Annotated in this window: 17 protein-coding genes; 14 read left to right on the forward strand and 3 right to left on the reverse strand. The window is 63.1% G+C overall.

What is annotated here, in order from left to right:
- Positions 1–6 precede the first annotated feature (6 nt).
- The 6 genes from FE782_RS05030 to FE782_RS32220 are packed head-to-tail and all read left to right on the forward strand — an operon-like array spanning position 7 to position 7,953.
- Positions 7–807: a DeoR/GlpR family DNA-binding transcription regulator gene (locus FE782_RS05030; protein WP_138192956.1), complete on the forward strand. Its 801-nt coding sequence runs from the start codon at positions 7–9 to the stop codon at positions 805–807.
- A complete protein-coding gene (locus FE782_RS05035; protein ID WP_138192957.1) occupies positions 804–1,442 on the forward strand; it encodes a D-sedoheptulose-7-phosphate isomerase in 639 nt (212 codons plus the stop codon). The genes FE782_RS05030 and FE782_RS05035 overlap by 4 nt, the downstream gene beginning before the upstream one ends.
- On the forward strand, positions 1,439–2,404 hold the full coding sequence (locus FE782_RS05040) for an ROK family protein (protein ID WP_138192958.1): 966 nt from the start codon (positions 1,439–1,441) through the stop codon (positions 2,402–2,404). Before FE782_RS05035 ends, FE782_RS05040 begins: the two co-directional genes overlap by 4 nt.
- Positions 2,405–2,425: 21 nt before the next feature.
- A complete protein-coding gene (locus tag FE782_RS05045; RefSeq protein WP_138192959.1) occupies positions 2,426–5,590 on the forward strand; it encodes an alpha-mannosidase in 3,165 nt (1,054 codons plus the stop codon).
- Between the two features lie 33 nt (positions 5,591–5,623).
- Positions 5,624–7,795, forward strand: coding sequence for a Sip1-related alpha-galactosidase (locus FE782_RS05050; RefSeq protein WP_138192960.1), 2,172 nt, complete (start codon positions 5,624–5,626; stop codon positions 7,793–7,795).
- Positions 7,792–7,953, forward strand: a complete 162-nt coding sequence (locus FE782_RS32220; RefSeq protein ID WP_158299261.1) for a hypothetical protein — start codon at positions 7,792–7,794, stop codon at positions 7,951–7,953. Before FE782_RS05050 ends, FE782_RS32220 begins: the two co-directional genes overlap by 4 nt.
- A gap of 244 nt (positions 7,954–8,197) precedes the next feature.
- Here the strand turns inward: FE782_RS32220 and FE782_RS05055 are convergent, their stop codons facing one another.
- Positions 8,198–9,247, reverse strand: coding sequence for an LLM class flavin-dependent oxidoreductase (locus tag FE782_RS05055; protein ID WP_138193090.1), 1,050 nt, complete (start codon positions 9,245–9,247; stop codon positions 8,198–8,200).
- Positions 9,248–9,528: 281 nt separating this feature from the next.
- Complete coding sequence (locus FE782_RS05060; RefSeq protein ID WP_138192961.1) at positions 9,529–9,717, reverse strand: hypothetical protein; 189 nt, start codon at positions 9,715–9,717, stop codon at positions 9,529–9,531.
- Between the two features lie 68 nt (positions 9,718–9,785).
- On the opposite strand from FE782_RS05060, the gene FE782_RS05065 reads away from it, so the two are divergent.
- The gene (locus FE782_RS05065) at positions 9,786–10,733 is read left to right on the forward strand and encodes a nucleoside hydrolase (protein WP_138192962.1); all 948 of its coding nucleotides are present in this window, start codon (positions 9,786–9,788) and stop codon (positions 10,731–10,733) included.
- A gap of 57 nt (positions 10,734–10,790) precedes the next feature.
- Here the strand turns inward: FE782_RS05065 and FE782_RS05070 are convergent, their stop codons facing one another.
- Positions 10,791–11,681, reverse strand: coding sequence for a helix-turn-helix domain-containing protein (locus FE782_RS05070; RefSeq protein WP_138192963.1), 891 nt, complete (start codon positions 11,679–11,681; stop codon positions 10,791–10,793).
- Positions 11,682–11,814: 133 nt separating this feature from the next.
- Between FE782_RS05070 and FE782_RS05075 the strand changes: the two genes are divergently transcribed.
- From FE782_RS05075 to FE782_RS05105, 7 genes are all read left to right on the forward strand, one after another.
- A complete protein-coding gene (locus tag FE782_RS05075; protein ID WP_138192964.1) occupies positions 11,815–12,819 on the forward strand; it encodes a Gfo/Idh/MocA family protein in 1,005 nt (334 codons plus the stop codon).
- Positions 12,816–13,805: a Gfo/Idh/MocA family protein gene (locus FE782_RS05080; protein ID WP_138192965.1), complete on the forward strand. Its 990-nt coding sequence runs from the start codon at positions 12,816–12,818 to the stop codon at positions 13,803–13,805. Before FE782_RS05075 ends, FE782_RS05080 begins: the two co-directional genes overlap by 4 nt.
- A 254-nt stretch (positions 13,806–14,059) precedes the next feature.
- The gene (locus FE782_RS05085; protein ID WP_138192966.1) at positions 14,060–15,502 is read left to right on the forward strand and encodes an L-fucose/L-arabinose isomerase family protein; all 1,443 of its coding nucleotides are present in this window, start codon (positions 14,060–14,062) and stop codon (positions 15,500–15,502) included.
- A 17-nt stretch (positions 15,503–15,519) separates the two neighbouring features.
- Complete coding sequence (locus FE782_RS05090) at positions 15,520–17,982, forward strand: hypothetical protein (RefSeq protein ID WP_138192967.1); 2,463 nt, start codon at positions 15,520–15,522, stop codon at positions 17,980–17,982.
- Complete coding sequence (locus FE782_RS05095; RefSeq protein ID WP_138192968.1) at positions 17,976–19,571, forward strand: glycoside hydrolase family 3 protein; 1,596 nt, start codon at positions 17,976–17,978, stop codon at positions 19,569–19,571. The genes FE782_RS05090 and FE782_RS05095 overlap by 7 nt, the downstream gene beginning before the upstream one ends.
- 241 nt (positions 19,572–19,812) lie before the next feature.
- Positions 19,813–24,171 carry a golvesin C-terminal-like domain-containing protein gene (locus FE782_RS05100; RefSeq protein WP_138192969.1) on the forward strand — a complete coding sequence of 1,453 codons (4,359 nt, stop codon included), beginning with the start codon at positions 19,813–19,815 and terminating at the stop codon, positions 24,169–24,171.
- A gap of 75 nt (positions 24,172–24,246) precedes the next feature.
- Entirely contained in the window at positions 24,247–26,481 is a 2,235-nt protein-coding gene (locus tag FE782_RS05105) for a glycoside hydrolase family 2 protein (protein ID WP_138192970.1), read from the forward strand.
- Positions 26,482–26,569: the final 88 nt, after the last annotated feature.

The raw sequence follows: 26,569 nt of genomic DNA on the forward strand, positions 1-26,569 counted from the left end.
AAGCGTATGATCGTTGTCCAAAGAAGGCATAAGATAAAAGAGAAGCTTTTCCAGCAACGGAGCGTCAAGGTGTCCGAGCTCGTGAAGGAGTTCAACGTATCCGAGGAGACGATCCGCCGGGACTTGAATCAGCTGGAGCGGGAAGGACTCATTCAGAAAAATTACGGCGGCGCCATTCTGATCGAAGATATCGAGAACGTCGCGATTCCTCCGGTACAGCAGCGGAAGTTTCAGTTTTTCGAAGAGAAGAACGCGATCGGGAAAAAGGCGGCGGAGCTTGTGACGGGCCAACAAATCGTCATCCTCGACTCCGGCTCCACGACCTGGTGCATGGCGCGCCATCTGAAGCAGACGACCGGTCTCACGGTCGTGACGAACGGCATCAACGTCGCCGAGGAATGCAGCCAGAACGAAGAGGCGGCCATCTTCCTGCTGGGCGGCAAGCTGATCAAGAAATCGATGAGCGTCGTCGGCCCGCAGGCGGAGATGGAGCTGCAGAAGTATAACGCCCACTTCGTCTTCCTCGGCACGTCGGGCATCTCCCCGCGCAAAGGGTTCACGAGCTCGGACATCTACGAAGCCGAGATCAAGCGGGCGATGATCGCCGCCGGACAGCGCGTCGTCATCTTGGCGGATCACAGCAAATTTCAACGCCAGGCGCTCGTGTCGTTCAGCAGCCTGCAGGACGTCGATATGGTCATTACGAGCGATCTGGTCGAGCCGGCGTACATCCGGGAGATGGAAGAGGTCGGCGTGAAGGTCGTCGTCTGTCCGGTGAAGCACGAGCTGCGGGAGGAAGAAGAATGAATCAGGCGTTAGGAGCGTTATTGGAAAAGTACCCCGACATCGCGTCGTGTCAGGACGATATCGTCGCGGCCTACGAAATCATGCGGGAGAGCTACGCGAACGGCGGCAAGGCGCTGTTCTGCGGCAACGGCGGCAGCGCGTCCGACAGCGAGCATATCGTGGGCGAGCTGATGAAGGGCTTCATGTCGCGGCGTCCGGTTTCGGACGAGGAGCGGGCCCGCTGGATCGAAGCGTACGGCGAGGAAGAAGGCCGTTACCTCGCCGACCATCTGCAGGGCGGACTGCCCGCGATTTCGCTCGTCAGCCATACGGCGCTGCTGACGGCGTTCATTAACGACGTCGCCGCGGACATGATGTTCGCGCAGCAAGTCTACGGGTACGGCAAGCCGGGCGACGTGCTCGTGGGCTTAAGCACCTCGGGCAATTCCGCGAACGTCATGCGGGCGGTGCAGGTGGCGAAGCTGCGGGGGCTGAAGACGATCGGGTTGACGGGACGCGCCGGCGGGAAGATGGCCGAGGCGTGCGACGTGACGATCCGCGTGCCGAAGGACTCGACGCCGGACATTCAGGAGCGGCATCTGCCGATTTACCACGCGATTTGCATCATGCTGGAAGAGGAGTTTTTCGGAAAATGACGTACCTCGCCGGAATCGATATCGGCGGCACGAAATGCGCCGTCGTACTGGGCCGCGCCCGCGAGGGCGCGGTCGACGTGTTGAGCAAGCGCATGTATCCGACCCCGCCGCCGGCGGAGGCGGTCGCGTCCTTCATCGCGAATTTGGACGAGCTCCTGGCCGCGGCGGGCGTCGACCGTCCGGACGCGATCGGCATCAGCTGCGGCAGTCCGCTCGACAGCAAGCGCGGGCTCGTCCTGTCGCCGCCGAACTTGCCCGATTGGGATCGGCTCGACGTCGTCGGCCCGCTGAAGGCGCGGTACGGCGTGCCGGTCGGCTTGCAGAACGACGCCAACGCCTGCGCGCTGGCCGAGTGGAAGTGGGGCGCCGGACAGGGGACGGAACACATGGTGTTCCTGACGTTCGGAACCGGCATGGGCGCGGGCCTCATCCTGAACGGCCGGCTGTACGTCGGCAAGAACGACATGGCCGGCGAGGTCGGTCACGTCCGCCTCGAGGACGACGGGCCGATCGGCTACGGCAAGGCGGGCTCCTTCGAAGGGTTCTGCAGCGGCGGCGGCATCGCCGTCTTGGCTAGGACGATGACGGCCGAACGGCTGCGTTCGGGCGGCGAGCCGCCGAGCTTCTGCGCTTCGGAGGCGGAGCTCGACGCGATTACCGCGAAGACGGTCGGTCTCGCGGCGCAGGCGGGCGATCCGCTGGCGCTCGACATTTACCGCATCGTCGGGGAGAAGCTCGGCAAGGGGCTCGCTATGCTCGCAGATATTTTGAACCCCGAGCGCATCGTCATCGGCAGCATCTACGGCCGGCAGCAGGCGCTGCTCGAGCCGATCGTGAAGGACGTGCTGGCGAAGGAAGCGCTCCCGATTACGGCGGGCGCGTGCGACATCGTGCCCGCGGCGCTCGGCGAGAGCGTGGGCGACCTCGCGTCGTTGTCGGTGGCGCTGAACGAAATCCACTAACGAGAGGAACATCGAGCACCTATGTGGTTAACGGAAGAGAAGCTGGGGCGGCGCGTCGAGGAACTGAAGTCCGCGATCTACCGCGAGGTACAGGAGATCCCGGCGTTTACGTATATCGAAGGCGACTTCGACGAGATGCAGAGCGTTTCCGACGATTGGCGGAAGCCCGAATTCGACGATTCGGGCTGGAAGCCGTTCGAGGTCGGCTCGACGTGGGGCGGGTACGACAAGACGGCGTACTTCCGCGCGAAGGTGACGATTCCCGAGGCGTGGCGCGGGAAGAAGCTGGCACTGCGCTTCCTCGTCGGCCCGCGCGACGGCGGCGGTTCGACGGCCGAGACGCTGCTGTACGTCGACGGGAGGCCTTTGCAGGGGATCGACATCTGGCACGAGGACGCGTGGCTGCCGCCGGAGTTCGTGGAGAAAGGGTATGCGTTCATCGCGCTGAAGGCGTGGAGCAGCGTGCTTCGGGTGCCGGACGTGCGCCGCTTCAAGCTGGCGCAGCTCGTCGTCATCGACGAAGCGGCGGAGAAGCTGTACTTCATGGTCGACACGCTGCTTAAGGCGGTGAAGGAGCTTCCGGAGACGGACCTGCATCGGGGCGTCATCCTGCAAGCGATCAACCGCGCGGTACTGACGATCGACTTCATGAAGCCGGGTTCGGAGACGTATTACGCGTCGATCGCGAAGGCGCGGGAACGGCTCGCGCTGGATATCGCCTCGTGGAAGCAGCCGGAGGCGCGCAAGCCGAAGGTGATCGGCTTCGGCCATTCCCACATCGACATGGCGTGGCTGTGGCGGCTGGCGCATTCGCGGGAGAAGGCGTCGCGGACGTTCTCGACCGTGCTGCATCTGATGAAGCAGTATCCGGAGTACCGTTTTCTGCATACGTCTCCGCAGTTATACAAGTACTTAAAGCAAGACTATCCGGAAATTTACGCGCAGGTGAAGGAACGGATCGCTTCGGGCGAATGGGAAATCACGGGCGGCATGTGGATCGAGCCCGATATGAACGTGCCGAACGGGGAGTCGCTCGTGCGGCAAATTTTGTTCGGGAAGCGGTTCATCCGGGACGAATTCAATCAGAAGACGAACGTCGTATTTTTGCCGGACGTGTTCGGTTATAACTGGGCGCTGCCGCAGATCATTAAGCGCAGCGGCATCGATTACTTCATTACGAGCAAGATCAGCTGGAATCAATATAACCGCTTCCCGCACGATACGTTCATGTGGCGCGGCGTCGACGGCACGGAAATTATGACGCATTACATTACGACGCCGGAAGACGGGAGCGGGAAGTCGTACACGTACAACGGCCTCGTGCGGCCGTACGAGGTCAAGGGCACGTGGGACCAGTACAAGCAGAAGAACGTGAACGAGGAGCTCGTCATGGCGTACGGCTGGGGCGACGGCGGCGGCGGGCCGACGAAGGACTTCCTGGAGGCGGCGGAAGTGCTGAAGGACGTGCCGGGGCTGCCGCGGTTCGAGCTCGGCAAGCTGGAGCCGTACCTGGAGCGACTCGGCCAGCGGGTGAAGCCGGAGGATCTGCCGGTATGGGACGGCGAGCTGTACCTCGAATATCACCGCGGCACGTATACGTCGCAGGCGTGGCTGAAGCGCGCGAACCGTCAGGCGGAGCGGCTGTACCACGCGGCCGAGTGGCTGAGCGCGTACGCGGACGCGCTGACGGGTTCCAAGGCGTATCCGCAGGCGTCGTTGAACGAAGGCTGGGAGATGCTGCTGCTCAATCAGTTCCACGACATCCTGCCGGGGTCGTCGATTCGCCAGGTGTACGAAGACGCGCGGAAGGATTTCGCAGAGATCGAGCGCATCGGGACGGACGCGCTGCGGGCGGCGGAGACGCGGGTCGCTTCGCTGCTTCGCGCGGACGCGGCCGGCCTCGTCGTCTGGAACGCGCTCGGCTGGGAGCGGGGCGGCTTGCTCGAACTCGATTGGACGCCGGAGCTCGAAGGGGCCGCGCTCGAAGGCGCGGCGGTATCGCAGCCGTCGATGCGGGACGGGCGCAAGACGGTGCTGCTGAAGGCGGCGCCGGTGCCGTCGCTCGGCTATAAGGCGATGGCTTTCGTGCCGGCGGACGCGGCCGCGGCCGCTGCCGCGGGTGCAGGGTCGATTCGGGTATCGCGGGACGCGCTTGAGAATGACTTCTACGTCATTCGCTTGAACGACCGCGGCCAGATCGCATCGATCTACGATAAGCGCGGCCGTCGCGAGGCGATCGCCGAAGGACAGCTCGCGAACGTGCTGCAGGCGTTCGAGGACAAGCCGATCAACTTCGACGCATGGGACATCGACGTGTACTACCAGGAGAAGATGACCGTCATCGACGATCTCGTCGAAGCCGTCGTCGAAGAGGAAGGACCGCTGCGGGGCACGCTGCGCCTCGTCTGGAAGTTCCTCGATTCGACGATTACGCAGCGGGTATCGCTGTATGCGGACGATCCGCGCATCGACTTCCGCACGGACATCGATTGGAACGAAAAGCAGGTGCTGCTCAAGGCCGCGTTCCCGGTCGCCGTCCGCTCCACGCGGGCGACGTACGATATCCAGTTCGGCAACATCGAACGGCCGACGCATTGGAACACGAGCTGGGACTACGCGAAGTTCGAGGTGTGCGCGCATAAGTGGGCCGACCTGTCGGAAGGCAACTACGGCGTCGCGCTGCTGAACGACGGCAAGTACGGCCATGACACGAAGGACAATGTCATGCGCCTCACGCTGCTCAAGTCCCCGATCGAGCCGGACGAGACGGCCGACCGCGGCCGCCACGTCTTCACGTACGCGCTGCTGCCGCATGTCGGAGGCTGGCGCGAGGCGAACGTTCCGAAGGCCGCGTACGAGCTGAACGCGCCGCTGACGGCGACGCCGATCGCCGCGCAGCCGGACGGCGAGCTTCCGGCCGTCGGCGGCTTCGCGTCGCTCGAGTGCGCTCATGCGATGCTCGAGACGGTGAAGAAGGCCGAGGACGACGACGCGGTCGTCGTGCGGGTGTACGAGTACATGCAGTATCGGACCGAGGACGCGGCGATCCGGTTCGACCGTCCGATCCGGAAGGCCGTAGAGTGCAACCTCGTCGAGGAAGAGGAAGGCGATGCGGACTTCGCGGGCGACCGCTTGACGTTCGGCTTGACGCCGTATGAAGTGAAGACGTTCAAAGTGTGGTTTTAAGAGCGGTTTAGGAGCGGGAAGGAGAGGCCCATCATGTTGCAACTTAGCGTAAACGGCGGAATCGTCAGCCTCGTCGACGGTTCGCGCACGATTCTTGAAAATATCGGCGTCTCGGCCCGTCTGTACGACGGCGCGGAGCCGTCGCTCGCGTTCGCGTCGCTCGAGGAGGCGCCCGAGGCTTCGGCCGCGCCGCCTCGTCTTCGCGCGGAGCGCGTGCAGCGCGCCGTGTTCGCGGACGCGGACGGCCGCGTCGAGGCGCGGCTCGAGCTCGCGGTCTGCGGGGAAGCGGCCGCGCTGTACGTCGTCGCGACGGCGGCGAACCGCGAGCTGTTCCGCGACCGCGTGACGTTCGCGGCGTCGGGCGGCGTCTCGATCCGCTTCGGAAGCGCGCCGGGTTTGGCGTCGCTGCTTGCGAACTACCAGCATAAAGACTGGTGGACGCGTCCGCACGTCGACCCGAACCTGTCGGCGCTGCCGCCGCGGACGCTGTCGCTCCTTTGGCGCACGAGCGACGGTGCGTACGCGCACCTGCTGCCGACGACCGGCGACGCGTTCCGCACCGACCTGCAAGGCCTCGCGGCCGGCGGCTTCGAAGCGCGCGTCTCCGCCTTCCAGGGCGGCTTCGCGACCGTGTCGACCGCCGCGTTCGTCGTCTCGTGCGGCGCGGATCCGTACGCGCTCGTCGAGGGCAACGTCGCGCTCGGCCTCGCCGCCGTCGACGCGCTCCAGAAGCCGCGCGCCGAGAAGACGTATCCGGAGCCGCTCGATTATCTCGGCTGGTGCAGCTGGGACGCGTTCTACCAGAAGGTGGACGCGGAAGGGCTGCTCGCCAAGACCGGCGAGCTCGCGGAAGCGGGTCTGCCCGTCCGCTGGGTCATGATCGACGACGGCTGGTCCGAAATTAGCCCGGACAAGCGGCTGCGGTCGTACGACGCCGTGCGGGAGAAATTCCCGAACGGCCTCGCCCCGGTCGTGCGCGAGATGAAGGAGCGGTTCGGCGTGCGCTGGGTCGGCGTCTGGCATACGATCGCCGGCTATTGGGGCGGCATCGATCCGGAAGGCGAGCTGTTCGAGCGGAATCGCGCGCATCTGTTCGAGACGAACGGCGGCGTGTGGGTGCCCGCGCCGGATGCGGCCGCCGCGTTCGGCTTCTGGAACGACTGGCACGGGTACCTGAAGAAGCAGGGCATCGACTTCGTCAAGGTCGACAGCCAGAGCGCGGTGCTCAATTTCTTCCGCGACTTGAAGCCGATCGGCGCGGCCGCGAAGGCGGCGCATACGGCGCTCGAGGCGTCGGTCGGACTGCACTTCGGCGGCACGATCATCAACTGCATGGGCATGGCTTCGGAAAATGTATGGCAACGACCGATGTCCGCGGTATCCCGCAACAGCGACGACTTCGTGCCGGAGGAAGCGACCGGCTTCCGCGAGCACGCGCTGCAGAATGCGTATAACTCGTACTTCCACGGCCCGTTCTATTGGGGCGACTGGGATATGTTCTGGAGCTCGAACCATGACGACGTGCAGAATATGGCGCTGCGCGCCGTCAGCGGCGGCCCGGTGTACGTCAGCGATAAGCTCGGCATTACGAACCCGGATCACATCCTGCCGCTCGTCTACAACGACGGCCGCATCATTCGGTGCGACCGGCCGGGCGTACCGACGGAGGATTGCCTGACGCTCGATCCGGTGTCCGCCGCCGTGCCGCTGAAGCTGTGGAACCGCGTCGGGGACAGCGGCGTCGTCGCGGCGTTCGGCCTGAGCGAGTCGGCCGCCGAAGGCGACGTCGGCCCGTCCGACGTGCCGGGCCTCCCCGGTGACAGCTTCGTGCTGTACGAATATTTCTCCCGCGAGGCGGTTCGCGTCGGCAGTGCCGAGCGGCTGCCGCTGCGCCTCGAGAATGCGGCGACGGCGATGTATACATTCGTACCGGAGCGCGCCGGCGTCACGCCGATCGGTCTCGTGAACAAGCTCGTGCCGACGGCGGCGGTCGAGCGAATCGTCGACGCGGGCGCGAAGACGTCGGTGACGCTGCGCGAGGGCGGCCGCTTCGGCTTCGCCGCGTCGCAAGGCGTCGCTCGCGCGACGGCGAACGGCCGCGGCGTCGAGGTGCTGTCGCATGACGGCTGGTACGAGATCGATTGCGCCGGCGAAGCCGGCGCGGTCGTCATCGATATCGAACTCGAAGGAGCGGCGAACGCATGACGACGATACCGCGCGCGGAATACCCGCGCCCGCAGTTCGCGCGGGACGCCTGGGTCAACCTGAACGGCGAATGGGATTTCGCCTTCGACGACGCGAACGTCGGCGACAAGGAAGGCTGGGGGTACTCCGGCGCGGCAATCCACGAAGGAAAACAATAACGACAACGCGCCCGCCGGGAATCCCGGCGGGCGCGTTTTGTTAGGAGGTGCAATCGGGGATTACCTGGAAAACTTCCCTCTAATTCGTCGGATCGGTTGGACTCGGATCGCTTAGACGGAAAACATCCCTCTAATTCGCCCCGATCGTCCGGAAATGTGGGGAAAGGTCCGGATTAGAGGGAGGATTTCCCTCTAAGTTGGCTAAAAGCGGCGTTGCGAAGCCAATTAGAGGGAGGATTTCCGGTTACTCCGACGCCTCGATTCGCGCGAGCTCCTTGCGTACGATCGGAGCGACCTTCGTGCCGAGCAGCTCGATCGTGCGCAGCAGCTCGCGATGCGGCACGCCGCTGACGTCGACGTGGAGCAGGAAGCGCGTGAGGCCGAGGTTTTTGCGAAGCAGCACGATCTTCTCCGCGACGTACTCCGGATCGCCGACGTAGAGCGCGCCGCGCAGGCTGCGAGCGGCGTCGAACGCGGCGCGGCCGTAGTGGCCCCAGCCCCGCTCCCGGCCGATCGCGTTCATCATCTGCTGCGTCGGCGGGAAGAACAGCTCGGCGGCCTGCTCCGCCGTGTCGGCGATGAAGCCGTGCGAATGCGTGGCGATCGGCAGCTTCGAAGGATCGTGGCCGGCTTGCGCGGCGGCTTCCTTATACAGCCGCACGAGCGGCGCGAACTGCTCCGGCTGCCCTCCGATGATCGCGAGGACGAGCGGCAGTCCGAGCATGCCGGCGCGAACGACAGATTCCGGGTTGCCGCCGCTCCCGATCCAGACCGGCAGCGGCTGCTGCACGGAGCGCGGGTAGACGCCGCGGTTATCGATCGCGGGGCGGTGACCGCCGGGCCAGGAAACCTTCTCCGAAGCGCGGATGTTCAGCAGCAGCTCCAGCTTCTCCTCGAACAGCTCGTCGTAATCGTTGAGGCTGTACCCGAACAGCGGGAACGACTCGATGAACGAGCCGCGGCCGGCCATAATTTCCGCGCGGCCGTTCGAGATGGCGTCCAACGTGGAAAATTGCTGATAGACGCGCACCGGGTCGTCCGAGGACAGCACGGTGACCGCGCTCGACAGCCGGATCCTGCTCGTCCGAGCCGCGCCGGCGGCCAAAATGACGGCGGGGGCGCTCGCCGAATAATCGGGGCGGTGATGTTCGCCGATCGCGTATACGTCCAGGCCGGCCTGCTCCGCGACGACGATCTCCTCGACGCCTTGGCGAATGCGCTCGGCGTGGCTGACGGGATCGCCGTTCGCCGGGTTCGGCGTCGCCTCGAGGAAGGTGCTGATCCCGATTTCCATATGGGGCGTTGCGGATAAAGTTTGATCGGACATGTTCGAAAGATCCTCCTTATATTCCTACAGTGTACCCCATTGTATCACGAAAAGCCTCAAATTTGAAATTTATGCTTGTCGTCGGGATTTTCGGTTTTTTCCTTAACTCAGGAGTCCATTGCCGGCAGCTTTTCTTTACCTACGCGAAAATCGCCTTTTCCGGCTTCCTGAGTGAAAGCAAAAATAAAAGTCTTGCGAGGATCAATTTGGGGCGAAGTTTTTACCCCGCGTCGTTTTCGTAAGAAAAGTTAAACGTGGTATTTGCCGGTCGGCTCGTTCAGCACCCACTCGAGCAGCAGGATCGAATCCTCCAGGCGTTCGAGCTGCGCGGACGACGAGGCGTCCTTCGCCGCGTCGCCTTCGAGGCGCGATTCGAGCGTGCGCTTCTGCATCGCGAGGTCGTTCAGCTTTCGCTTAATCTGTTGTTCGGTGCGCATGCGGTTCGCTTCTCCTTCGGTTCCTTTTCCTGTATCATAACATCATCGGAACGGAAGGAGAAACGAACATGAACAAGAAGCTCGTATATATGAACCACGACGGGGGCGTCGACGATCTCGTGTCGCTCGCCGCCGTCCTGCTGATGCAAGACGTGGAGCTGCTCGGCGTCGGCGTCATTCCCGGCGACTGCTACTTGGAACCGGCGGTAAGCGCATCGCGGAAAATCATCGACGTCTTCGGCAGCGGCGCGAACGTAGAGACGGCCGCTTCGGATTCGCGGGCGAAAAACCCGTTCCCGAAGGAGTGGCGCATGCACGCGTATTTCGTGGACGCGCTGCCGATGCTGAACGAGAAGGACGAGCCCTCGGCGCCGCTGGTCGAAGAGCCCGCGCATCTTCATCTCGCGAGGAAGCTTCGGGAGGCGGACCGCAAGGTCACGCTGCTGTTCACGGGTCCGCTTACGGATTTGTCCCGCGCGCTGCTCGCCGCGCCCGACATCGAAGATAACATCGAGTCGCTCGTCTGGATGGGCGGGTCGTTCAAGGGGACGGGCAACATTATCGAGCCGGAGCATGACGGGACGGCGGAATGGAACGCGTTCTGGGACCCCGAAGCGGCGGCCGACGTCTGGCGCTCGGGCATCGACATTATCGCGTATCCGCTGCTCGCGACCGATCAGGTGCCTTGGACGGTCGCGCGCCGCAACGCCTGGGCTCGGGAGCGCCGGCATCCGGCGCTCGACTTCGCGGCGCAGTGCTACGCGATGTGCCCGCCGCTCGTCCATGTGCACGCGAACGATACGTACTTCCTATGGGACTTGCTTACGACGTCCCACCTCGGCGGCGCGCCGATCGCGACGCTGCGGGAGGTCGCTTGCCGGGTGCATGCTTCCGGTCCGAGCCAGGGACGCATCGAAGAGGCGGATGGGTGCAGAACGATTCGCATCGCGGAGAAGATCGACGCCGAAGCGTTCTTCGCGTATATGACGTCGCTCTTTAAGACGTACAAGGGGTAACGAAGAAGAGGCTGTCCCGATTCGCGGGACAGCCTCTTCTTCGTCGTGCGCCTCCGTTCAGCCGACCGGACCCGCATTCAAGCTCTTCAAATACTGCTTCGGCGTACAGCCGTTGAACCGCTTGAACAGCTCGTAGAAATGCGCCATGTTGCCGATTCCGACCTCGCTCGCCACCTCCGCGATGCTCCGCCCGCTCGTCACGAGCAGCCGCTCCGCCTTCGCGATCCGCTTGCGGTTGACGTAGTCCGTGAACGAAGCGCCCATCGCCCGCTTGAAATATTTCGAGAAATAAAAGTAACTCATCCCGGCCCGCCGCGCGACTTGTTCCATGTCGATCTTCTCGGCGAGATGCCGGTCCACGTATTCGACGATCGGCTTCATCGCGGATGCGTCCACATGCTCGTGCGCCTGGAGCAGCCCCCTGGTATCTCCTCGCAGCAGCGTCAGCAGCAGATGCTTAATATGCATGCTGGCCGCGATTTCGTAGCCTTTGGACTCCCCGAGGATTTCCTTATGGATGCTCTCGATGATTCGCGCGACCTCGGCGCGCACGGCGGCATTTTCCTCGAACATATAATTCAATTCCTCGAGCGGATGCAGCACTTCGGAGAAGCGGCGGTAATACATCATCATCGCCGGATCGAAATACGGCTCCAGGTCGACGTGAAACACGATATACACGAGCGTATCCGGACCGACGACGCGCCCGCGGTGCAGCTGGGACGAGCCGATGACCATGACGTCTCCGGCTTTCAGCGTATAGGTTCGATTCGGCGTCGATATTTCGTGAACGCCTTCCTGCACGTACAGGAATTCGACTTCCTTGTGATAATGCCAGCGGATGTCCTGCATCGAAGGAGAAGGCTTCTTCGGCTGGCTCGTAAATTGCCATACTTTCAGGCACAAGGCAGGATTTTGATATAGGATCGGTTCCTGAAAAAACTCCAAGGGAGTCGCCCCTTCTCGTCGCCTAGGACAAAATTGGATAAGAAACGGACAAATCGTTGCATAGGCACGGACGCGGAAAGACGGTAAGGTGGTGTCAGGAACGATTATACAACGAAACGAGGATGAGAGACTTATGAAAGTTGCGATCGTCGGCTGCGGCGGCATGGGAACGATCCATGCGTCCTGCTATCAGAGCATTCCGGACGTTACCGTCGTCGGAGTGCACGACATCGATCCGGACGCCATGCGCGCGCTGTCGGACCGGACGGGGGCGACGCCTTACGCGTCGTTCGCCGAGATGCTGGAGCAATCGGGCTGCGAAGCGGTCAGCATCGCGACGCCGAGCCATCTGCATAAGGCGTTCGCGGTGCGGACGGCGGCGGCCGGGAAGCATGTCATCAGCGAAAAGCCGATCGCCCTCACGCTCGAGGACGCCGAGGAAGTCATTCGGACATGCGAGCGGTATGGCGTTCGTCTGTTCGTCGGACATGTGGTCCGGTATTTTCCGGAATACGCCCAGATGAAGGCGAAGGTCGAGGCAGGCGAGCTCGGCCGGATCGGCGTCGTTCACGCGAAGCGCGCGGGCGCGCATCCGGGCGACCGGCGTCCTTGGTTCAAGGATGCCGAACAGAGCGGGGGCGTCGCCCTCGACTTGATGATCCACGATTTGGATTTCCTTCGGTGGACGCTCGGCGAGGTGCGCTCCGTCTACGGGCTGCATCGCGTGGAGGATACGGTGGAATACGCTTCGGCGACGCTCGTGTTCGAAAGCGGGGCGGTGGCGAACGCGGAAGCGTATTGGGGCTATCCGGGACCGTTCCACACGTCCGCCGAAATCGCCGGCAGCCGCGGGGTCGTTCGCAACCACAGCCTCGAGTCCGCTTCGCTGCACGTTCGCCGAGCGGCCGTCGAGGCGAAGAACGGAACGTTCGTCGAGGTGCCGCAAAGCCCGGGATATCATTCGCCTTACGAGCTGGAGCTGCGCGATTTCATCGATTGCATTCGCAGCGGGCGGGAGTCCGAAGTGACCGGGCGGGACGCCTATAAGGCGCTCGAGCTCGCGCTGGCGGTCATGGAATCGGCCAAGACCGGCAAGGCGGTCGTATTCGATCGAAACCTGGGGGAGGGTCTGAGATGAACAAGTTGAAGGTAGGCATGATCAGCTTCGCGCACGGTCACGCCTTCTCCTATCTGGATGCGCTGCTCCGTCTGCCGGACGTCGAGGTCGTCGGGATCGCCGACGAATCGGCTTCCCGGGTCGAGAAGGTCGTGCGCGAGCGAGGGCTCGCCTATTACGAGGATTACCGGGAGCTGCTTGCGAACGACGCGGCGGACGCGGTCGTTATTTGCTCGGAAAACGTTCATCATGCGCGGCTGACGATCGACGCGGCGAAGGCGGGGAAGCACGTCGTCTGCGAGAAGCCGCTCGGCGTCTCCGTCGAGGAAATGGAGCGCATGGTCGCCGCTTGCCGAGACAACGGCGTGCAGCTGATGACCGCGTTCCCTTGCAGGTACTTGGCCGCCGTCGTCCGCGCGAAGGAAGCGGTCGACCGAGGCGAGATCGGCTCGATCGTCGCGATCAAGGGCACGAACCGGGGCTCCATGCCGGGCGGCTGGTTCGTCGACCCGGCGTTGTCCGGCGGCGGCGCGCTGCTGGATCATACGGTTCACGTCATGGACCTTATGAACTGGTTTACCGGTTCCCGGGCGAAAGAAGTGTACGCTTACGCCGCCACCTTGTTCCATGAAGAGCTCCAGGTGGACGACGCCGGCATGATTCACGTGAAGTTCGAGAACGGCGTCTTCGGCGTGCTCGACACGAGCTGGTCGCGGCCGAAGTCGTTCCCGACCTGGGGCGACGTAACGATGGAAATCGTCGGCACGAAGGGGAGCATCTCCGTGGACGCCTTGGCGCAAAAGAACGAGCTGTACAGCGAGGCGACGGGTAAGGGCCATCATCTGTTCTGGGGCGACAACATGGACTTCTACATGATGAAGTCGTTCACGGATGCGCTGCTTCACGGCGAGCCGGCGCCGATCTCCGGCGAAGACGGGCTCCGTTCGGCCGAGGTGGCGCTGGCCGGCTACGCCTCCGTGAAGCTGGGGCAGCCGGTGAAGTTGTAGCATACTAAGAATAAAGCGCGTTCGCCTGTACGATCGGGGCGAGCGCGCTTTTCTATTTTCGCGCCGCCGGCGAACAGTTCGGCATGCCGATTCCTCCTTCGATGCTTCCATTGTAGGTCCTGAGAGAGGTCGGAGATACGAGACTTTTTTTACTCCGTTGTCCATTTTCTACTACTTGCGTTCGATCCATTGTATGCGCCGGTCGGATTCGCTAAGGTAGGGGCGAAACCTAAACACGAAGGCGGAGTGGGAGCATGAGAGGAACGTTCGAACGGGCGAAGGCGCGCGTAGGGGTCATTACGGTCGGTCATGAGCCGTATTGGGGGCAATTCCCGGGGTTGAAGGAAGAGCTTGAAGGCTACGGACGAGAGTTCGAAAAGATGCTGCGGGCGAACGACGTCGACGTCGTTTCGGGCGGCTTCGTCGACAACGTCGACAAGTCGTTCGCGGCGTCCGCGTCGTTGAAAGCGAAGGACGTCGACTTTTTATTTTGTTTCTTAAGCACGTACGTCACGTCGTCCTCCGCGGCGACCGCGATTCTCAACCTGAACGTGCCGACGGTGCTGGTGGCGCTGCAGCCTCGCAAGCGCCTCGATTATCGGAATACGACGACGTATATGCAGCTTGCGAACGACAACATCTGCTCGCTGCCGGAAATCGGCGGCGTCCTCGTCCGCGCGGGCAAGCCGGCGGCGGGCATGATCGTCGGGACGCTGCACGACGACGAGCGGGCGGTACGGGAGCTGCGGTCGTGGTGCCAGGTCGCGAACGCGCGGCGCGCTTTCAAGCATGCGAAGATCGGCTACCTCGGGCATACGTACGAGGGGATGTACGATATGAACTCGGATCCGACGGCGTTCACGGCGGCGTTCGGCTCGCACGTGCAGATGCTCGAGATGTGCGATCTCGCGAAGCTCGTCGGCGACGTAACTTCGGGCGAGACGCAGGAGAAAATCGAAGAGATCAAGAGCGTATTCACGATCGCCGATCCGTTCATCGATCCGGTGACGCGCCCGATCCGGCCGGAGGATCTCGAATGGTCGGCGAAGGTCGCCGTAGGGCTCGACAAGCTGGTCGCGGAGTACGGCTTGACGGGACTGGCGTATTATTACCGCGGGCGCGACAACAACGAGTACGAGCGTATCGGATCCAACATGGTGCTCGGCAATTCGCTGTTGACGGGCAAGGGCGTGCCGCTTGCGGGCGAAGCGGATCTGAAAACGTGCGCGGCGATGCTGATCATGGACCGGCTGGACGCGGGCGGCTCCTTCGCCGAGCTCCATCCGTGCGACTTCGTCGACGATATCGTGCTCGTCGGACACGACGGGCCGCATAACATCAAGATCGCGGACGGCCGCCCGGTCATTCGCGGGCTCGAGGTGTTTCACGGCAAGGCCGGCTCCGGCATCGGCGTCGAGTTCAGCATCAAGTCCGGGCCGGTCACGCTGCTCGGCATTTCGCAGACGGCGGACGGCCGCTTCAAGATGATCGCGACCGAAGGCGAGTCCATCAAAGGGGAAATTCCGCAGACGGGCAATACGAATACGCGGTGCAGCTTCGGCGTAAGCGTAGCGGAGTTTATCGAGAAGTGGTGCTCCGCGGGACCGACGCATCACTTCGCCCTTGGGGTGGGCCATGTCGGGGCGAAAATCAAGAACGTCGCGAAGGTCATGGGCATCGAACTGGAGATCGTGTAATGGGAGGCCAGGGACGTATGCAATCGATCGGAGAAGGTCGCATGCTCCGGCGGGCGACGCTCGAGATGAGCCTCAAGCCGTTCCGGAGCCTCGAGCCGGCGGCGATCGAAGCCGTGTGCGAGGAAGCGTTGCGCCAATGGAAGCCGTTGCTCGACATGGCGGAGAGCGCTTCGATGCTGCTGTGGATATCGGACGGCAGCGAAATCTTGACGTGGAACGGCGACGAATCGACGGCATTCGAATGGGCGAAATATATCGGCTTCGCCAACGAGGAGTACTTCAGCCATATTCAGGACAAGAGCAGCTTGAAAATCGCGCGGCCGTACGCGGACGATCCGGTGCGCATGACGTACGGAGATCTGAAGCGGATCGTCGCCGCCTTCAAGCGGATCGCGGCGGATCGATTCGGCGTACGCCTCGAGGTCGGCGCCACCTTCGACGCGGGACCGGAATTCGCATATTCCGACTTTAAATACAAGCTGCATCCGGAGATCAATCGGGCGGAGCTCGGCGGCCGATATATCGGACTGAAGGCCGACTACACCGTCGTGTGCACGTGGTCCAAGCTGAAGGCGGACGGCGCGTCGTACGCGGCGTACCCGCAGGGCATCCCCGAAGGGACGCCGTTCGGGCGCTTCTTCGGACGGCAGTGCGCAAGCTTCCTGCCGGCGCTCGGCTTCGATTACATTTGGTTTTCCAACGGCTTCGCGCTGTCGTATTTCCCGTGGACGTACCTCGGCGCCAACTACGACGGCACGTCGCTGCCGCTGGCTGATTACGAGGAGCTCTCTTCGAAGGTCCTCTCCTTCTGGGACGAGTTCAAGCGCGAATGCCCGGGCTATCGAATCGAGATCCGGGGCACGAACTTCGGCACCGGCATGGATCTCGCGAAGGACCATATTCCGATGCTCGATTTATACGAGAAGGGATACCTCGAGTATCCGGCGCCGAATTCGCCGTGGGGGGCGCTCAACTTCGACTTCGGGCTCGAGATGACCGGCTATATGTCGCGCATCGCCGAGCTGCCGGGAGACGCGTACCCGTTCCGCTATTATCCGAACGACCCATGGTTTTGGCAAAATCCGTGGAACGATCTGTACGACCGCGAGCCGCACGACATCTATTGTCCGCTCGCCGCGGCGCGGATCAATCGCGAGGGCGGCGTCGAAAGCCCGGGTATCATTGAAATTCTAACCATCGACACGGAGAGGGGCGAGCTCGACGAGACGACCCCGGCCGAGGTGATACCGCATCTTCGGCGCGCGCTGCGGGACCGTCCCGACGCTCCGGGACTGCTGACGTGGCTGTATCCGTTCCGGGAGCTGCACGAAGCCGCCGCCGGGGCGAGCGACGCTTCGGGCGCGGCGCTGTTCCACGACTGGTTCGTGCGCGGCGCCGTCAACGCCGGACTGCCGCTGAACACCGTCGTCGGCACGGACGTCTTCTTCGCGATGGACGAGGAAGCGCGGCGCGGCCTGGACGGGACGATTCTGTTCGTCGCGACGAGCTGGTTGACGGAGGACAAGGCGGCGCGCATCGCGGATCACGTTCGCCGCGGGGGCAAGGCGCTCCTATACGGCGCGGCGCGCGGCGAACCGCTGCTCGAGCTGCTGAATCTTCGCCTCGAGCAGCCGATCGAGGGCGACTTCGAGCTCGACGTTCGATATGAAGAAGACGAACTCGAGGAAGCGTCGACGCGCGCGCGGCGGCTGCGCCACCAGTCGATGATCGGCGACGGCGGACTGGCCGAGACGGTGCGCGACCCGGGGGACCCGCATACGCGCGTCGGCGCCGAAGCGCGGCAGGACGGGCGAACCCGCGCCTTCGCCGTGAGCCGGGCGCTGCCCGAATGGAACGGCGGACGCATCGGTTGGGTCCGCGGTTCGCTGCCGTTCGAGCCGTCGGGCGTCACGCATTTGCCGGTTCGGCAATCGTTCGAGTGGATGGACGCGTCGATTCTCGCGCGGTATGCGCTGCAAGATTTCGGGTTTACGCTGCTGCAGCGCAAATACGAGGAGCGCTCCACGCCCGCGATGCTGTTCCTGAAACGCCGCGATAACGCTTGGTTCCTCGTCGGCTGCAAGAAGGATTCGTCGGTGCGCTTCCGCCTCGCGTTCCCGGACGGCGAGCCGCTGGTCATCGGGCAGACGACGGTCGCGGGCCGAGGAGGGGCCGAGTACGCCTTGGATCGGACGTTCCACGACGAATGCCGCGTCTTCGCGGCGCAGGACCGCCCTAGTCAGGCGTGGTGCCGCGAGCTGAGCCCGGTGCCGACCCGCGCGAAGCATTCGGTCCGGCATTTCGCCGTCGGGGGGCTCGACGACGCGACGCTGACCGTCTATCCGCCGATCGAAGCGCTGGACGCCGGCCGCGTCGAGCTGAATCGGGACTTCCCGGAGGGCGAGGCGGTGCCGTTCGAGCGGAAGGGGAACCGCATCGTCGCGACCGGCGTCTCGGGGACGGTGAGCGTCACATGGTAGGCAAATACCGGATCGTTCCGACGGAGGCGGCGCGCCGCGCGGTCGGGGCGATGGACTTCCGCCGCCTGCTGAACCAAGTGTGCTGCCCGACGTTCGGCCGCATCGGCGAAGCGCGTCTCGAAGAGTTCGGCGCGATGTTCTTCCATCCGACGGAGCGGGACGCGTTGGAAGCGGCGATCTCGAAGTTCCGATCGCGCTGCGAAGTGCCCCCGTTCATCGTGAGCGACCTCGAGTGCGGTCCGGGCAACATGATCCTCGGCGCGACGAAGTTTCCCTACATGATGGGACTGAGCCAGACGAATTCGCCGGAATCGGCCTACGAGGCCGGCCGCATCGCCGCCGTAGAAGCGGGGGCGCTCGGCTACAATTGGACGTTCTCGCCGGTGGCGGACCTGGCGGTCGACCCGGACAGTCCGGTCGTCGGCATGCGCAGCGCGGGAAGCGATCCCGAACAGGTCGTCAAGATGGCGGGCGCGTACATGGACGGCTTGCAGCGGCACGGGATGATGGCGACGATCAAGCATTTCCCGGGGGACGGGTATACGTCCTGGGATCAACACTTGACGACGCCGTCGCTCCCGCTCGGCCGCGCCGCGTGGCGGGAAGGGCCGGGGCGCGTCTTCCGGGAGTTGATCGAGCGCGGGGCGATGGCGGTCATGCCCGGCCATATCGCGCTGCCGGCGTTCGACGAGCCCGACGCGAACGGACTGTACCCGCCCGCCACCGTATCGAAGCGGCTGCTCGTCGATCTGCTGCGGGGAGAGCTCGGCTTCGAGGGATTGGTCGTTACCGACGCGATGGAGATGGGCGGCATCGTCGGCTACATGAACTATTACGACGCGTGCGCCGCCGCCCTCGAGAACGGCTGCGACATGCTGCTGTTCCCGCGCATGGACGACCGATTTTACGCGGAGATGGAGCGGCGCGTCGAAGCGGGGGCGCTGCGGCTCGAGACGATGCGCGAGCGGGCGGCGCGCATCGTGGCGCTGAAAGGGCAGATGGGCTTATTCGATGCGGCCCCGTCCGCGCCGCATCCGGAGCGCATCGATCCGGACGCGCACGCGGCAGTCGCGCGGCGGGTCGTCGAGGAAAGCATAACGGTCGTCCGAGATCGCAACGGCCTCGTCCCGTTCGCCGCCGGACTCGAGACGAAGGTGCTGCACGCGGTCGTCATGAACAACCACGATCGGTACGGCGACCTGCTGGCGCGGATGAAGCGGGAGCTCGAGAAATGCGCGGGCGTCGTCGACCAGTGGGTCGATCCGGGTCCGGACGCGTTGTTCGGGGCCGCGGCGGAACGGCGCTACGACCTGATCGTCTGCTCGATCGGCAGCCGGCTCAGCTACGGCCTGAACGTCGTGCGACTGCACGACGAGGTCGCGCGCAACATGATGGGCGGCTGGACGAAGTTCGACACGCCCGTCGTGTTCGTTTCGCACTTCCACCCCTTCGTGCATAAGGAGTACGAAGCTTCGATCGAAACGATGATCAATACATACGGAGATCTCGAATGCACGGCCGAACTGCTTGTGCAAGGCATCTTCGGACGGAGGCCGCTTCGGCGGACGCTGCACGCGCACGACGAATAGCCGTCTCCTAGAAAGCAAGGCCCTGCGAACCCGCTCGCAGGGCCTGTTTTATAACATGCTCCGGAAAACATCGAATAAAGGCAAAAACGGACAACGACCGCAAAAATGAGAAATATCGTTATGGTGACGTCCGATTTACACTTAGGGTTGTTGGAAACGAACATGTTCGGGAGGTGGGCGCATCCGTCGGCAGCCGGAGGGATCCGGCATCGCGAATCCAAAACAAAAGGAGCGAAAACAATTGAAAACGAGGAAAAGAGCGGCATTGGGTTTGATCGCTTTCCTGATGATGCTGAGTTCGCTTACGGTCGCTTCGCCTGCGCGGGCGAACGAAACCGTCTCGACGATCGAGATCGATCCGTCTTCCGTCGTGACGCAAGACTTTCTTGGCATCGGCGCCGAATACGACCCCTTCCATTTCATGCCGGAGAGCGTTGGAAACGGATACAACGAACAATGGTGGGAGATCGAGAAACGGCGAATCGCCAAAATGCAGCCGGACATTCTTCGATTATGGTTCCAGATCGATTGGATGGAGCCCGTCAACGACAACGCCGACCCGAACGTGATCGACTGGTCCAACTTGCGGACGGACAGCCCGAAGATGCAGTCGGTATATAAAGTCTTGGATTTCTTGAAGGAGCAAGACATCGACGTCATGCTCGTCGCGGGATGGAAGATGAGCGAGGAAGTCCAAGACTGGCTTGGCTTCGAAGGTTTGCCGAAGCCGGAGACAAGCGCTCCGACGGATCTCGACGAATGGGCCGAGTGGGTGTCGGCGACGCTGCAGCAGCTCGTCGTCAACCGGGGGTACGACAATATCCGATACGTGATGTCGTATAACGAACCGAACTTGGCCGATTTCGAAACGCCGCCGGGCATCGATCAGAAGGCGTATTACGCGGAGATGTATCGGAAAATTCATGAACGCCTCGTTACGGACGGGGTGCGCCATCTCGTCAAGCTGGCGGGCCCCGACGAATCTTCGGGCCTCGACTGGACGCAGTACGCCGTCGATCGCATGGACGATATCTTGGATGTGTACGACGGACACGCCTACGGGTACAATTACAGTTCCTTAGGCGCCTGGGCGAACGACAGGCTTCAACATGTCCGGCCGACGGGGAAACCGCTCGTCATTACGGAATTCGCCGCGCCCGGAACGAAGACGACCTATCAGAACGGGGTGGAGCTTGCCGACTTGATCGTGTCGGGCATGCGGAGCAACGTGTCGGGCATGCTGCTGTGGCGGCTCGCGGATCAGCATTTGCCCGAGCCGCTGAATTTCCTCGACAGCGCCGAGTTCGGCACCTGGTCGTGGCTTCCGAATTCCGCGCTGCCGCGTTACACCTATTACTCGCTCAGCCTGTTCACGTGGTTCACCGCGCCGCATTCCCAAGTCGTCCGGTCGACGTCGAACGACGGCGACTTGCACGTCGCGACCGTAAAGCGGCCTGACGGACACTATGCCGTCTTCGTCGTGAATAAGGCGAAGACGGGAACGAAGCAGGTGTCTATCCAATTCGCCGAGGCGGTGAACCAGACGTTCCGCAGACATCTCTACTCGGATGAAACCGTACGCACGGCGAGCGCTTCGATCCGTCCGAGCGACGCGTCCTGGCCGGATGTGAGCGCCGGATTTCTCGACTCGTCCGTCCCGGCGAACAGCGTAGCCGTCTATACGACCGCGCCCGAGCCGACGCAGATCGAAATCGCCCCGGGCGAGCTGTCGGCCGCGCTCGGAGCCGGCATCGACTTCGAAGGCGCGATGACCGGGACGGACGGCGACATGGCCTGGTCCGTCGTCGGGGGGCCGGCTTACGGCACGATCGATGCCGAGGGCGGCTACACGGCGCCGCTCGCGCTGCCGGCGGAGCCGCAGGCGCTTATCAAAGCGGAACGCGCCGGGGCTCCGGACGACCGAGACTTCGCCGTCGTCCGGTTGCAGGTCGTCGGCGCGACCGCATTCGGCGACGATGCCGAAGTGCGTCTGACTTGGGCGCCGTCGCTCGGCGCCCAGGGCTATAACGTGAAGCGGAGCGAAACCGCGAACGGCCCATATACGACGGTAGCCGCCGGCGTCGCAGGTACGTCTTACGTCGACACGGGCTTGGAAAACCGCAAGACCTATTATTACGTTATATCGGCCGTGAACGGCTATGGGGAGGCGGCGGATTCGAAGCCGGTATCGGCGACGCTGACGTCCAATTCGATGGAGGACGCGTTCGACGGAAAAGACCTCGACTTGACGCAGTGGGAGCTCGTGAATCAAGGGCTGCGCTCGACGCTGCCGACGGGGATCGAAGCCGACGTGACGGACGGCGCTCTGCGTTTCCAGGGAACAAGCACCGTGAACTACTGGGGCGGCAGAGGGGCGAAGAGCGCTTTCCCGTTCTTCGCGACGCCGGAGAGGCACCTGATCGTCGAGGTGGACCGATTGTCGTTGGAGGGGCAAGGCACCGCGCAAAACAGCGCGCTGTGGCTTTACATCAACGGCAGCCAATCGCTCCGGTTCAGTCAATATTCGGGCAATAAACAATGGGTATACAACTACAATGGGGGCGGAGATACGCTCGTGTACGCGGGCGAGGACGCCGGGAACCATAAAATGAAGTTCGTGCACGACGGCGTAAGCGCGCATATCTTCGTGGACGGCCACCAACTAACTAGCGTGCCGGTCGGATGGAACTCCAATATGCGCATCATCTTGGGCGCGGAGGCGCGGGCGAGCGGGGATACGATCGATACGAAATTCGATAACGTTCGAGTGTATACCGATCGGTCCCCCGTCGAAGCTCCCGCGAATTTGCAAGCCGTCGCCGGCGGCGCGAGGGTTCGGCTGAGCTGGAGCGCCGTCCCGGACGCGGACGGCTACACGGTGAAGCGGAGAAGCTCGTCCCGCCTTCCGTTCGAAACCGTCGCGGACGGCGTCGTCGGTTTGCAGTACGCCGATTTCTCGATCGTTAGCGGCGCAACGTACGAATACGTCGTCACCGCCGTCCGCGGCGGCAAGGAAAGTCTGCACTCGAACCGAGCGACGGCCGTGCCGAAGTCGCTCGAGGCGACGGTCGACAATCCGGAAGCGGAGAAAATCGGAGCATGGACGCTCGGCGCCGGTCTGCCGAACTATATCGGAGCGAATTACGCCGTACATTCGACCGGCGCCGGCGACCATTCGCTTCGCTGGAGGCCGAACTTACCGATGGCCGGCGCTTACGCCGTATATTACAACTTGCCGAACGGCAATGCGGATCGTTCGACGAACGCGCCGTATACCGTCCATTATCACGGCGGGTCGGAGACGTTCCTCGTCGATCAACAAGGAGTCGGGGGCGAATGGAAGCGGCTCGGCGTCTTCGATTTCCTTGCGGGGGATTCGGGATACGTCGAGATCACGGACCGGGCGAACGGCAAGTACGTCATCGCGGATGCAGTGAAGTTCGTGAAGGTGGACGACATCGCTCCCGTGACGACGGCCGAGGCGTTGGGGGAAGAGCGCAATGGATGGTACGTCGCCGAAGCGACGGTGACCTTGACCGCGACCGACAGCCTGTCCGACGTCGAACGAACGGAATATCGTTGGAACGGCGGGAGTTGGGAGACGTACGAAGGGCCGTTGCATGTAACGGAGGAAGGGGAGCATCTTCTCGAATTCCGCTCGATCGACGAAGCGGGGAACGCGGAAGCGCCACAATCGTCGACGATCGCGATCGACGCGACCCCTCCGTCGCTGGAATGGCTCGGCGTGGAAGAGGGAGCGACGTATATCGGGGCCGTTACCCCGTCGGCGAACGCGTCCGACCCTTGGAGCGGTGTCGCAAGCTTGGCGTTCGAGTTGGACGGCTCGCCCTGGTCGCCGGGCGCGCCGATCGAAGAGCCCGGGCCGCACGTTCTGAAGGCGACGGCGACGGATCGGGCGGGACACGCCGCCGATGCGGAGATTCGGTTTACCGTCAAGGACGCCGCGTCGCTGCGGGTCGTCGGAGATCCCCTGAAGATCGGCGCGGGACCGCACTCGCTCTCCGCGCAAGTCGATCCGACGGAACCGAACGACCGCGCGAACATCGGCGGTCTGCCGGTGCGGATGTCGCTATGGCGGTTGGATAAGGATTTCGCGTGGACGTCGGTGACGGAGGACGTCTACGCTACGACGAGCGAAGAGGGACTCGCAACGGTCGAACTGGAGCTCTCCGACGGATTATACCTTGTGAAGGCCGAGCTGCAGGCGAACGATTTCTTCGTCGCGAATGAGCCCGCGTTGTCGTTCGCCGTCGTGAAAAACTCGCAAAGGCCCTCGGGAGCCGAAGGGCGAAACGAGCTGCCCCCGGCCTTCACCGGAACGATGACGCTCGATCTGAGGGAGTACGGCTTGGAACCGAAGCTGAAGGCGACCGGTTGGACATGGGTCGGCGGGAATACGCTGCAAGCGGAAGGACGGCACGGTCAAGAGAGCTACGCGGTGCAGCTTCTCTTTCAATCGACCGATCCGGAGCCGAACGCGACGCTGCGGGTGTGGGAAGGTTTCGATACGACCGCCGCCCCGATCGTCGACGTGCCGAGCGTCCCTTTCGCCTATTTGACAGCCGCCGAGGGACTTTAGCGGCGAACCGAAGGGCGCCCCCGTCCCGCGACGGCGGCGCCTTGTAACGAATACACATACACGAGGTGGAGCGCAATGATAATGAAGCATGCGATCGAATGGGAAGTGGGCTGGAGCGACTCCGCCGCGGCGGCTCCCGCACGGTTCGTACCGGCGACGGTTCCCGGCGCGGTCCAATTGGATTGGGCGAGAGCGGAAGGCTGGCCGGACCATACGTACGGGGAAAATTGGCGGGAGTATGGATGGATGGAGGACAAATATTGGGTATACCGCACGCGCCTTCAGGCGCCGTCCCCGCAAGAAGGGGAGCGGGTGGCGTTCGTGTCCGGAGGCATCGATTACAGCTTCGCGATTCGGTTGGACGGGGTCGAGCTTCTGAAACAGGAGGGGATGTTTACGCCCGTCGACATGGACCTCACGGATCGGTATCGCCCGGGCGCGGTGTTGGAAGTCGTCGTCGACCCCGCCCCGAAGCGCGCGGATGCGCATAGGTCCCGAGCGGAAGCGGATCATTCCGTCAAGCCCGCGGTCAGCTACGGCTGGGATTGGCATCCCCGGCTGATTCCGCTCGGGATCTGGGACGAGACGCACTTGGAGATTCGACCGGACGTTTACCTTGCGAACGCCGAGACGTTTTACGACTTAAACGACGGGTTGGACGCGGCGGAGCTGCGGCTCGACGTCGAACTGAATCGGTACGCCGCAGGCGCGTTGACGTGGCGGTTGACCGATCCCGACGGCGAGTCGGTGTTCGAGCGGACCGTCGACACGACGGATAAGCGGATTAGTCTCCATGCGACGATCGACCGTCCGCGGTTATGGTGGCCGCATGACCAAGGGCCGCAGCCGTTGTACTTGTCCGAAGTGTCGTGGACCGACGGGAGTCGTTCGGACTCGGCCTCGACGCGACGCCTCCAGCGCATCGGCTTCCGCCGCGTGCGCTTAACGATGCACGAAGGCGCTTGGAGGGAGCCCGTCGGCTTCCCGAAGAGCCGAAGTCATCCGCCCATCACGCTCGAGGTCAACGGGCGCAACGTATTCGGCAAAGGGACGAACTGGGTCAATCCCGACATCTTCCCGGGGACGATCACGGCAGAACGTTACCGAACGCTGCTCGAGCTCGCGAAAGACGCTCATATGAACCTGCTTCGCGTCTGGGGCGGCGGCATCGTCAATAAGGAGAGCTTCTTCGAGCAATGCGACGAGATGGGGATTATGGTGTGGCAAGAGTTCCCGCTGGCCTGCAATCTGTATCCCGATAAACCCGACTATTTGCGAGTGCTCGACCAAGAATCGCGGTCGATCGTCTCCCGGCTTCGAAAGCATCCTTCGCTCGTCTTGTGGTGCGGCGGCAACGAGTTGTTCAATTCCTGGTCCAGGATGACGGACCAATCGCTGCCGCTTCGTCTTCTCAACGCGAATTGCTACGCGCTCGACCCGAAGACGCCGTTCCTGATGACGTCCCCGGTCGAAGGGATGGGGCACGGCAATTACGTATTCCGTTATCAGAACGGCGAAGACGTGCTCCAAGCGATGCCGAAGGCGAACAACACGGCGTATACCGAGTTCGGCGTGCCTTCGCCGTCGCCGGTGGAGCTGCTCAAGCGATTTATACCGCCGGAGGAGCTGTTCCCTCCGAAGCCCGGAACGTCTTGGGAGAGCCATCATGCGTTCAACGCCTGGGTCGGGGAGACGTGGCTGATGCCGCGCTTGATCGAGGACTACTTCGGTCCCAGCGAGACGCTCGAGCAATTGGTCGAACGCGGGCAGCTGCTTCAATCCGAGGGGTATAAATGCATCTTCGAGGAAGCTCGCAGACAGAAGCCGCGATGCTCCATGGCGCTCAATTGGTGTTACAACGAGCCTTGGCCGACCGCCGCGAACAACAGCATCGTCTGCTGGCCGGCCGAGCCGAAACCCGCATACTATGCCGTACAGTCGTCGAACAGGCCCGTATTGGCCAGCGCGCGAATTCCGAAGTTCGAATGGAAGGAGGGGGACTGGTTCGAGCCGGAGCTATGGCTGCTGAACGACAGTCCGGCGACGGTGCCGGGAGGGCGCATGGCGGCGTACCTCGACCTAGGGACCGGAGGAAGGCACCTGCTCCTCGCCTGGGATGTACCGGAGACCGGACCGAACGAGAATCGCCGAGGTCCGACCGCGCGATTCCGGATCCCCGCGGCGAGCGACGAACGGATGAAGCTCGAACTCGTCATGCCCGACGCGCCGGAGAGAGACTCGGTCTATACCCTATTGTTTACATCCGAGAATCGTCCGGCGCCGCAGCCTAGGTCCGTGCTGAATCTATAAAATGAATTCCATTAATATAAGGCAAGAAGCGCAAGAATGTCTCGTATCGAACCGGAACGCCCCCCTTATATAATCGAAATGTAAGCGA

It is taken from the genome of Paenibacillus antri, assembly GCF_005765165.1.
In the GTDB taxonomy this organism is placed as follows: domain Bacteria; phylum Bacillota; class Bacilli; order Paenibacillales; family YIM-B00363; genus Paenibacillus_AE; species Paenibacillus_AE antri.